The following is an 8,475-nucleotide window of genomic DNA, read 5'->3' on the forward strand; positions in this document are numbered from 1 at the left end:
GCCCCGGCCAGCACCGGCCCCAGCGACAGGAGCCCCGGCGTCAGCTGCTTGAAGGCGATGGCGCCGATGCCGAGGCTGGTCAGGGCCGTGGCGATTTCGGCCGCGGCGACCCGGGTCGCGGCATAGCGGGCGATGGCTTCGTCGAGGCGGGCGCGGAAGGCGGCATCATCCAGCCGGCGGGCCTGCGCCGCCTCGAGAATGCCGAGGGCGGAAACCACCAGGGGATCGGCCGCGAGACTGGCGGCGACGCCATCGACTCCCGCCGCCTCGCCGAGCTGAAGCAGTTCCTGCTCGATGGCGAGGCCGAGGCCTCGGGCGACATCGGTCCGGTAGAGGAGATCGACGGCGCCGATCCGCGCCCCGGTCCTGTGGGCCCCGACGCGGGAAAGCCCCCCGCCGGCGAGGCGCAGGCCCAGCTGCGGCACCGACAGCAGGAGATTGGCCGGCGCCCGCGCCAGATCCCAGCCGACGGCCCGCCGATGCAGGGCAAGACTGCCGCGAAAGGAGAAATGACGGTCGACGAAGGCGATTACCCGGCCATGGCAGGCCGCGACATAGTCGCTGATCGCCCGATCGACCAGCGTGCCCGCCTGCGCCGGATCCGGAAGGGCAGGGGCGGCGGGCATGGCTTCAATTGCCTTGCGGGCAGGGATGGCGGGCGCGCATCGCGGCCCGCACCAGATCATCCGCCGGCTTGTCGTCGAATTCGCCGCGACCCTTGCCCCAGTCCAGCACCTGGTCGGCGATGTCCTGCCATTTCAGACTGCCGTTGATGCACATGACCTGATCGTTGGGGACGACCGGCCGCACCGATTCGATCTGGAAGAAATTCTTCAGGTAATCCTTGCAGCGGCGCGCCGCTGGCCGGCTGCCTTCCCCCGGGGGACTGGACAGCGCCTGACCCGCCGCGCCGCAAACCGCCCGGAAATCCGCCCCCGAGATGATGTCGCGCGGCGGCGTGTCCTCGGCCAGGGCCGGCGCTCCGAGCGCCGCGAGCAGCACGGCCGCGAGGGCGGCCGCCAGCGCGGTCGAAGGGGAATTCATGCGTGTCTCCTCGGCGTTTGCTCGTCGTCACGGCATCATATGGGTGCCGGCGGCGGCATCGGTCAGCAAGGGATATTGGTCCGGGTCCGGCAGATTGTAATGCCACCATTCGAATTCATTGTGCACGAATCCCGCCTCGGCCATCACGCCCAGCAACAGAAGGCGATTGCGGCGGGCTTCGGGCGACACCGCCGCCGCGTGATAGGACAGCACCGTCATTTCGTCGAATCCGGTGCCCATGTCGAGGGCGACACCCTCGGGCGAGCACAGGGTGAGATCGACGGCGACGCCCCGACCGTGGGTGGAGCCGAGACGGGGATCGGCGATGAAGGTCGGGTCCGGCAGGGCCTGCCACAGTTTCCACTGTGCCTCGGTCGGGCGGAAGGCGTCGAAGACGAGAAGATCGAGGCCGATCGCCCGCGCCGCCGCCCGCGCCCGGTGAAAGGCTTCCGCCGCCCTGGGGTGCAGGAAACAGGCACCGCGACCATAGATCGGCGTGCCCGTGATGTTGTTCGCCGTCGCATAGGCGATGTCGAAGAAGGGGCCGTCGGCCCCGGGGGTGATTTCGGTCAGCATGGCTGCAGTGTGCCAGATGTGCGCGGGTGCACAAACGCCGGTGCTTGTGGTCTCGTCCGCGATCGCTACATAAGAGCCCTGAATTCAGCATCCCGAGGACATGAACCCTTGAGCGACAATATCCCCGTCTGGCACGGCACGACCATCCTTGGCGTGCGCAAGGGCAACAAGGTGGTGATCGCCGGTGACGGCCAGGTCAGCCTGGGGCCGACCGTGATCAAGGGCAATGCCCGCAAGGTGCGGCGCATCGGCAATGGCAAGGTCATGGCCGGTTTCGCCGGCGCCACCGCCGATGCCTTCACCCTGTTCGAGCGCCTCGAAACCAAGCTGGAGCGTTTTCCCGACCAGCTGACCCGCGCCTGCGTCGAACTGGCCAAGGACTGGCGCACCGACAAATACCTGCGCCAGCTGGAAGCCATGCTGATCGTCGCCGACGCCACGACGATCCTGGTGCTGACCGGCACCGGCGACGTGCTGGAGCCGGAAGGCGGCATCGCCGCCATCGGCTCGGGCGGGAATTTCGCCCTCTCGGCCGCGCGCGCCCTGATCGACTACGAAGCCGACCCCGAGGTGATCGCCCGCAAGGCGCTGGGCATCGCGGCCGACATCTGCGTCTACACCAATCGCAATCTCACCGTCGAAGTCATCGAATCATGAGTGAATTCTCTCCCCGCGAAATTGTCTCGGAACTCGACCGCCATATCGTCGGCCAGCACGAGGCCAAGCGCGCCGTCGCCATCGCGCTGCGCAACCGCTGGCGCCGCCAGCAACTGTCCGAGGATCTGCGCGACGAGGTCCAGCCCAAGAACATCCTGATGATCGGGCCGACCGGCGTCGGCAAGACCGAGATTTCCCGCCGCCTGGCCAAGCTCGCCAATGCGCCCTTCCTGAAGGTCGAGGCGACCAAATTCACCGAGGTCGGCTATGTCGGCCGGGATGTCGAGCAGATCGTGCGCGACCTTCTCGAGGTCGCCATTTCCCAGACCCGCGAGAAGCGCCGCCGCGACGTCCGCGCCCGGGCCGAGCTGAACGCCGAGAACCGCGTGCTCGACGCCCTCGTCGGCGAGACCGCCTCGAAGGACACGCGGGAGAAATTCCGCGCGAAACTGCGCGGCGGCGAACTCGACGACAAGGAGATCGAGCTTCAGGTCGCCGAAACCGCCAGTCCGCTGGGCGGCATGGAAATCCCGGGGATGCCGGGCGGCGTCGGCATGGTCAATCTCGGCGACATGCTGGGCAAGGCCTTCGGCCAGCGCACCAAGCCGAAGCGCACCACGGTCAAGGACAGCCACAACCTGCTGCTGGCCGAGGAATCGGACAAGCTGCTGGACCAGGAAAGCGTGACCGCCGAAGCGATCAAGGTGACGGAAAACGCCGGCATCGTCTTCCTCGACGAGATCGACAAGATCTGCGCCCGCTCGGAGCGCAGCGGCGCCGATGTCTCGCGCGAGGGTGTGCAGCGCGACCTGCTGCCGCTGATCGAGGGCACGACGGTCGCGACCAAGCATGGCGCGGTGAAGACCGACCATATCCTGTTCATCGCCTCCGGCGCCTTCCATATCGCCAAGCCTTCGGACCTGCTGCCCGAATTGCAGGGCCGCTTGCCGATCCGGGTCGAGCTGAAAGCCCTGTCGCGCGAGGATTTCGAGCGCATCCTGACCGAGCCGGAATCGAGCCTGATCCGCCAGTATGTCGCCCTGATGCAGACGGAAGGCGTCACCCTCGACTTCACGCCCGATGGCATCGCCGAGATCGCCAAGGTGGCGGCCGAGGTGAATGCGACGGTCGAGAACATCGGTGCCCGGCGCCTGCACACGATCCTGGAGCGGGTGCTGGACGAGATCAGCTTCACCGCCTCGGACCGCAGCGGTCAGACCGTGATCGTCGACGCCCCCTATGTCGCCGCCAATGTCGGGATGCTGGCCGCCAACACGGACTTGTCGAAGTTCATTCTCTGATCGAACAGGGTGAAGCGGTGTGGCGCCGCTTCACCCTCCGGTATTAAAAGTTCCCATTTTAATATTTTTCGCTGTATTTTCCGAGCGCGCCTCGCAATTCTCCATGCCGCATGGGTTTGGGTTGCGAGGGTTGAAGAATGCACATTGCGAAAGTTGTGGCCGCGGCGGCATTGACGCTGGCGGTTGGGGGCTGTGCGGCTATCGTTGAGGGAACGTCCCAGGATATCGCCGTGAACACGACGCCGCCGGGCGCTTCCTGCGTCTTCGAGCGTGAGGGCGCGGTGATCGGCACGCTGCCCTCGACGCCGGCCAGTCTCTCGGTCAGCAAGACCAAGTACAACATCACCATCCGTTGTGACAAACCCGGCTATCAGCAGGCGGTGGCGCTCAGCCACTCCGGCACGTCGGCGGCCATCGCGGCCAATATCGCCCTCGACGTCGTCCTGACCCTCGGCGTGTCCTCGATCGTCGATTCCGCCGTTGGCGCGGACAATAAATACGATACACCGATCGTGCTGAACATGGTTCCGATCGGCGGCGCGCCGGCATCCGTGGTTCCGCAGCTGGGTGCCGCGACGGATCTGACCGCGCTGCTGGCCGACAAGACGCTCTATATCACCGAGGGTGACAGCAAGGTCACGGTCGACTACTACGGCACCGATGGCAAGCTGACCCGCAAGGACGGCGACTGCACGCGCGCGGGCAGCTGGTCGGCCAAGGATGGTCAGCTCTGCCTCGGCTTTAGCGCCAAGGACGAGACGACCAAATGCTACGCGGTTTCCGGAACGGCAACCCAGCCGGCATTCCGCGACGTGAATGCCGCGGCCGATGCCGCGCCGATCAGCACGCGCTTCATGGCCAAGGGCAATATCGAGAATTTGCCGGGGGATACCAAGGCCTGCAACTGAGGCCTGGCGACTTCATCGAGGATGGCGTGGGCGGCGGCAGGGCCGCCGCCCGACACGCACCGGACGGGGGATGAAGTCATCCGATGCGCGCGTCGCGTTCGCCTCAGGCGGCGCGGCGGCGTTCCGCCGCCGAATGGGCGAGAACCATCCGGCGGGCCGCGGCCTCGATCTGGTTCAGGCGACGGAAACGGCTGCCGTCCAGCAGGCGGAAGCGGGGGTCCGAGGCGATGAAGCGAAAGCCCGTGCGCTCGCGCAGGGCAAGGCCCGCCGTGATCTCGTCGATTTCGATGGTGACGGCCTCGACCGAGCCATACTCGGGTTCGAAAGTAATAGACATTGTATTCTCCTGGCGTCCCGCGTCTTCCATATCGCGAGATCGTGACAAAATTGGGATTCCTGTTCGGAATTATTTGTCAGGCGGTACACATTCGGCAGTAACAGCCGGCAATGCCGCGCCAGGTTCTCGGTTCAGCGTTTGTTTCGATTGTATTCACGGGTCCGCTCCTCTGTCTGGGGGAACCACGACGCTCGCCGTGGCGCTTTAGCTGGGATAACGCGGCGCAAGCTGCTCCCGTCAAATTCCGCGGGTCCGTAACGGGGACCACCCGGCCGCCACCATGGGTCGACGACGTTAATCTAGGCGCCCCGGCGCCGGTTTCAAGCATAAAACACATGGAGAGCGATAATATTAGATTGATCACCTTAAATTAAGTGTGAAAAGAAATCGCCCGCCAGGTCGACGACATCGTCCAGCCGGTCGTGATGCACCCAGTGCCCGGCATTCTCGAGCGTCTCGACCCGGACATCCCGGAAACAGGCGGCCTTGCCATCGGCCAGGGGATCGCTGGCCCAGCTTTCAGTGCCGCGCACCAGAAGGACCGGGCAGTCGATGCGCGACCAGGTCGACATGATCTCGGCCGGCGGTGTCCACGCCGGGCTGATCACCCGGACATAGGGATCATATTTCCACGACCAGGTGCCATCCTCGTTCTGGAAGGCGGCGTGCAGGGTCAGATGGCGCGCCTGTTCGTCGCTGAGCCGGCCGTTGGCCGCCTTCATGCGGGCGATGCAATCCTCGATCGAGGCATAGCGCGGCGGCCGCTTGTGGGCGACGGCCCGCGTCCCCTCGACCCATTGGCGCAGGCGCTCGTGCGGGGCGAGGTCGCCGTGCTTCTTCAGGACCTCGGGCGACGGCCCCCAGCCTTCGATCACCATCAGCCGGCCGACGTTCTCGGGATAGATGCCGGCATAGAGCAGCGACACGGCGCCGCCCCAGCTGTGGGCGAGAATATTCACGGGCGCCAGCCGGCGCTGTTCGATCAGCTGGGCGAGGTCGAGCACGAAACCATGGGTCGGATAATGGCTGCCCGGGGCATGGTCGCTGTCGCCGTGGCCGCGCAGATCGAGGGCCATCACATGGTAGCGGTCGCACAGGCGCTGGGCCACCCAGTCCCAGCTGCGGCAATGGTCGTTGCCGCCATGGACGAGCAGCAGGGGCGGCGCGTCCGGATTGCCCCAGTCGACATAATGCAGGCGCAGGCCCTGGCTGTAGAAACGCTGCGATGTCGGGCCAAGACCCCTCATGCTGTCCCCTCCCCTTCGATTTTCTTGTCGTTGTCGGCTTCCGCCCGCTCATGGAGCCGGCGCGCCAGCACCATGGTGCCCGGTTTAGCCGCCCCGCCCGGGCCGGGCAAGACCCTGACCGCACCGGCTTCTATCCGGCCGCCACAAGCGGAACAGCAGACTTTCGCCTCGAAGGGCTGGCCGCAGGTCTCGTGGATGAAGATCATCGGGCTACCTTCGGCCGGTCTTGCCCAGCGCTCGCCCCAGGCGGTCAGGGCGAGAATCGCCGGCACCAGATCGGCCCCGGCCGGCGACAGACCATAGGCATGGCGCAGGGGTCGGCGCGTATAGGCCCGGCGTTCAACGATGCCATTGTCGACCAGCAGCGTCAGGCGCCGGGTCAGAAGATTGCGGGAAATACCGAGATTGGCCACGAGATCGTCGAAACGATCGAGGCCGAGAAAGAGGTCCCGCAGGATCAGCAGCGTCCAACCGTCACCGATCACATCGAGCCCGCGGGCCAGGGAACATTGCATCCGGGCGAAACTGGTTCTCTGCATGGCGGAATCCTATTCAGTTCCCTCATTGAACTCAATGCCCGGATGTGGATATCATCATTGAACTCACTGGAGAGCCAGCCATGTATCACATGATCGTGAAACGGAAGGTGCGGGCCTTGTTCGAAGCGGTGAGCCGGGGCGACGCTGGACCGGTATTGAGGCAATTCGCGCCCCGCCTGGAACATCGCCTGCTCGGGGACTCGGCCCTCGGCGGCACGCGCCACACATTGGCGGCCACGGCGCGCTGGTACGAAAGGCTTTACCGTCTGATGCCGGATATCGCCTTCGACCTCGACACGATCGAGGTGGCCGGCGGTCCCTGGCACACGATCGTCACCGCGACCTGGGAGGAACGGAACAGCGGCACCGACGGGGTCGAGACCCGCAACCGCGGCCTCCATGTCCTCACCCTTCGCTGGGGCAAGGCGACCAGCCTCGTCATCTGCCCCGATACGGCGGGCCTCGTCGCCACCCTCGACCGGCTGGCGGCCAGGGGTGTCGCCGAAGCGCGGGCCGCCCCGATCAGCGACTGATCTGTGACGGCGGTCACCCGGGTTTTGTGACGGCCGTCATGGGCGCCGGTCATGCGGGCGCGCATCTTCCCGCTGCCCTGGGGGGATGTCCGTCCCGGCCAGGGCGCCCGCCTCACCGGGCTCATGGATTCAAGGATTGTAGAGACCATCATGACATTGAAGATCGCCGCCATCGCCGCCGCCGGCCTTGTCCTCGCGGGCGCCGCGACCCTGGCCGCCCCCGGCGCCGAGCCGACCGATCCGGTCAGCCGGGGCCGTTATCTGGTCCGCGTCGCGGGCTGCAACGACTGCCATACCCCGGGCTATGGCCCGGCGGCCGGCGCGGTCGACGATGCCCTGTGGTTGACCGGCGACCGCACCGGCATGAGCGGGCCCTGGGGCATGACCTATGCCACCAACCTGCGGCTCCTGCTCGCCGGCATGAGCGCCGATGAATGGGTGAATCACGCGAAACACCTGCGGACCCGGCCGCCCATGCCCTGGTTCAACCTCCAGGCCATGACCGAGGACGATCTGCGGGCGATCCATGCCTTCGTCACGTCGCTGGGCCCCGCGGGGCAGCCGGCGCCGGACTATCTGCCGCCGGGCCAGACGCCATCGGGGCCGGTCGTGCGATTCCCCTGACGGGATCAGTCGCGGGCGCGCTTCAGGACGACATAAAGCGCGCCCTCGCCGCCGTCGCGGCGCTGGGCCGGATGCCAGCCCAGCACGCGGTGGGCATGGTCGGGCGCGTTCAGCCAGCGTGGCACCATGCGATAGAGCACGCCGTCCGGCTCCTCGTCGATCGGGCCGCGGCCCCGGCCGGTGATGACGAGGACCGAGCGCAAGGCCCCGGCATGACAGGCCATCAGGAAACGGTCGAGGGCGCGGTGCGCCATCTCCTGCGTGAGGCCATGCAGGTCGAGGCGGGCCTCGATCGGCATCTCGCCCCGGATCAGGCGCTTCTGCTTGGCGCCGTCCATCGTGTGGATGCGGGCGCCGGGGGCTGGCGCCTCGCCGGACAGGGGGATTTCAAGCCTTGTCACGACACGGCGCGGCCTCGCCCCTGGCAGGGGCTGCAGCGCCGGGGCGATCCGGCCGGCGTTCAGCGGACGGACACCCTGCATCGCCGTCTTCAGCAGGGTTTCTTCCTCGGGCGAGGGCGGCCGGCCCGGGAACATGCCGCGCGGCCCCTTTTCGCCCTTGCGGCTCACGGCGCCGGCTCCGCCATGCGGGCGACCACCTCGGCCGGCAGCAGCAGCCACCAGCGGCCCTTCTGCTTCATGGCGCCCGCCAGCCGTTCGGCCTCGGCGCCGGCCCCGAAGAAGACATCGCCCCGCACCGGACCCCGGAT

13 protein-coding genes are annotated in these 8,475 nt (G+C 67.0%); 5 read left to right on the plus strand and 8 right to left on the minus strand.

Annotated features, from left to right (window positions below; translation table 11 throughout):
* From WAZ62_RS13035 to ddpX, 3 genes are all read right to left on the minus strand, one after another.
* Positions 1-626, minus strand: a 626-nt coding sequence (locus WAZ62_RS13035) for a DUF6635 family protein (RefSeq protein WP_422643969.1), incomplete at its 3' end; no start/stop codon positions are given.
* 4 nt (positions 627-630) lie between these two features.
* The gene (locus WAZ62_RS13040) at positions 631-1,044 is read right to left on the minus strand and encodes a Rap1a/Tai family immunity protein (RefSeq protein WP_422643970.1); all 414 of its coding nucleotides are present in this window, start codon (positions 1,042-1,044) and stop codon (positions 631-633) included.
* A 27-nt stretch (positions 1,045-1,071) separates the two neighbouring features.
* The gene (ddpX, locus tag WAZ62_RS13045) at positions 1,072-1,620 is read right to left on the minus strand and encodes a D-alanyl-D-alanine dipeptidase (RefSeq protein ID WP_422643971.1); all 549 of its coding nucleotides are present in this window, start codon (positions 1,618-1,620) and stop codon (positions 1,072-1,074) included.
* 108 nt (positions 1,621-1,728) lie between these two features.
* On the opposite strand from ddpX, the gene hslV reads away from it, so the two are divergent.
* The 3 genes from hslV (at position 1,729) to WAZ62_RS13060 (ending at position 4,486) form a co-directional block, all read left to right on the plus strand.
* Positions 1,729-2,277 (plus strand): ATP-dependent protease subunit HslV, encoded by a 549-nt coding sequence (gene hslV, locus WAZ62_RS13050; protein ID WP_422643972.1) that lies wholly within the window; start codon positions 1,729-1,731, stop codon positions 2,275-2,277.
* Complete coding sequence (hslU, locus tag WAZ62_RS13055; RefSeq protein WP_422643973.1) at positions 2,274-3,578, plus strand: ATP-dependent protease ATPase subunit HslU; 1,305 nt, start codon at positions 2,274-2,276, stop codon at positions 3,576-3,578. The genes hslV and hslU overlap by 4 nt, the downstream gene beginning before the upstream one ends.
* A 230-nt stretch (positions 3,579-3,808) precedes the next feature.
* Positions 3,809-4,486, plus strand: coding sequence for a hypothetical protein (locus WAZ62_RS13060; protein WP_422643974.1), 678 nt, complete (start codon positions 3,809-3,811; stop codon positions 4,484-4,486).
* Positions 4,487-4,589: 103 nt separating this feature from the next.
* On the opposite strand, the gene WAZ62_RS13065 is transcribed toward WAZ62_RS13060, so the two are convergent.
* The 3 genes from WAZ62_RS13065 to WAZ62_RS13075 all read right to left on the minus strand — a co-directional run bounded on the left by WAZ62_RS13065 (position 4,590) and on the right by WAZ62_RS13075 (position 6,609).
* A complete protein-coding gene (locus WAZ62_RS13065) occupies positions 4,590-4,823 on the minus strand; it encodes a hypothetical protein (protein WP_422643975.1) in 234 nt (77 codons plus the stop codon).
* Between the two features lie 365 nt (positions 4,824-5,188).
* Positions 5,189-6,070 (minus strand): alpha/beta fold hydrolase, encoded by an 882-nt coding sequence (locus WAZ62_RS13070; protein WP_422643976.1) that lies wholly within the window; start codon positions 6,068-6,070, stop codon positions 5,189-5,191.
* Positions 6,067-6,609, minus strand: a complete 543-nt coding sequence (locus WAZ62_RS13075; protein WP_422643977.1) for a winged helix-turn-helix transcriptional regulator — start codon at positions 6,607-6,609, stop codon at positions 6,067-6,069. Before WAZ62_RS13075 ends, WAZ62_RS13070 begins: the two co-directional genes overlap by 4 nt.
* Before the next feature lie 80 nt (positions 6,610-6,689).
* Between WAZ62_RS13075 and WAZ62_RS13080 the strand changes: the two genes are divergently transcribed.
* Positions 6,690-7,142, plus strand: coding sequence for a nuclear transport factor 2 family protein (locus WAZ62_RS13080; protein WP_422643978.1), 453 nt, complete (start codon positions 6,690-6,692; stop codon positions 7,140-7,142).
* A 150-nt stretch (positions 7,143-7,292) separates the two neighbouring features.
* Complete coding sequence (locus WAZ62_RS13085) at positions 7,293-7,766, plus strand: c-type cytochrome (RefSeq protein WP_422643979.1); 474 nt, start codon at positions 7,293-7,295, stop codon at positions 7,764-7,766.
* A gap of 5 nt (positions 7,767-7,771) precedes the next feature.
* Here the strand turns inward: WAZ62_RS13085 and WAZ62_RS13090 are convergent, their stop codons facing one another.
* Together WAZ62_RS13090 and WAZ62_RS13095 are read right to left on the minus strand one after the other, a co-directional pair.
* Entirely contained in the window at positions 7,772-8,335 is a 564-nt protein-coding gene (locus WAZ62_RS13090) for a Smr/MutS family protein (protein ID WP_422643980.1), read from the minus strand.
* Complete coding sequence (locus WAZ62_RS13095; RefSeq protein WP_422643981.1) at positions 8,332-8,463, minus strand: 3D domain-containing protein; 132 nt, start codon at positions 8,461-8,463, stop codon at positions 8,332-8,334. Before WAZ62_RS13095 ends, WAZ62_RS13090 begins: the two co-directional genes overlap by 4 nt.
* Between the last annotated feature and the right edge of the window lie 12 nt (positions 8,464-8,475).

The organism is Zavarzinia sp. (assembly GCF_049306435.1).
Taxonomy (GTDB): domain Bacteria; phylum Pseudomonadota; class Alphaproteobacteria; order Zavarziniales; family Zavarziniaceae; genus Zavarzinia.

What these genes read in the sequence shown, in the direction of transcription:
- WAZ62_RS13040 (WP_422643970.1), bottom strand. Translation starts at nt 1,044, where the DNA reads ATGAATTCCCCTTCGACCGCGCTGGCGGCCGCCCTCGCGGCCGTGCTG.
- ddpX (WP_422643971.1), bottom strand. Translation starts at nt 1,620, where the DNA reads ATGCTGACCGAAATCACCCCCGGGGCCGACGGCCCCTTCTTCGACATC.
- hslU (WP_422643973.1), top strand. Translation starts at nt 2,274, where the DNA reads ATGAGTGAATTCTCTCCCCGCGAAATTGTCTCGGAACTCGACCGCCAT.
- WAZ62_RS13065 (WP_422643975.1), bottom strand. Translation starts at nt 4,823, where the DNA reads ATGTCTATTACTTTCGAACCCGAGTATGGCTCGGTCGAGGCCGTCACC.
- WAZ62_RS13070 (WP_422643976.1), bottom strand. Translation starts at nt 6,070, where the DNA reads ATGAGGGGTCTTGGCCCGACATCGCAGCGTTTCTACAGCCAGGGCCTG.
- WAZ62_RS13075 (WP_422643977.1), bottom strand. Translation starts at nt 6,609, where the DNA reads ATGCAGAGAACCAGTTTCGCCCGGATGCAATGTTCCCTGGCCCGCGGG.
- WAZ62_RS13080 (WP_422643978.1), top strand. Translation starts at nt 6,690, where the DNA reads ATGTATCACATGATCGTGAAACGGAAGGTGCGGGCCTTGTTCGAAGCG.
- WAZ62_RS13085 (WP_422643979.1), top strand. Translation starts at nt 7,293, where the DNA reads ATGACATTGAAGATCGCCGCCATCGCCGCCGCCGGCCTTGTCCTCGCG.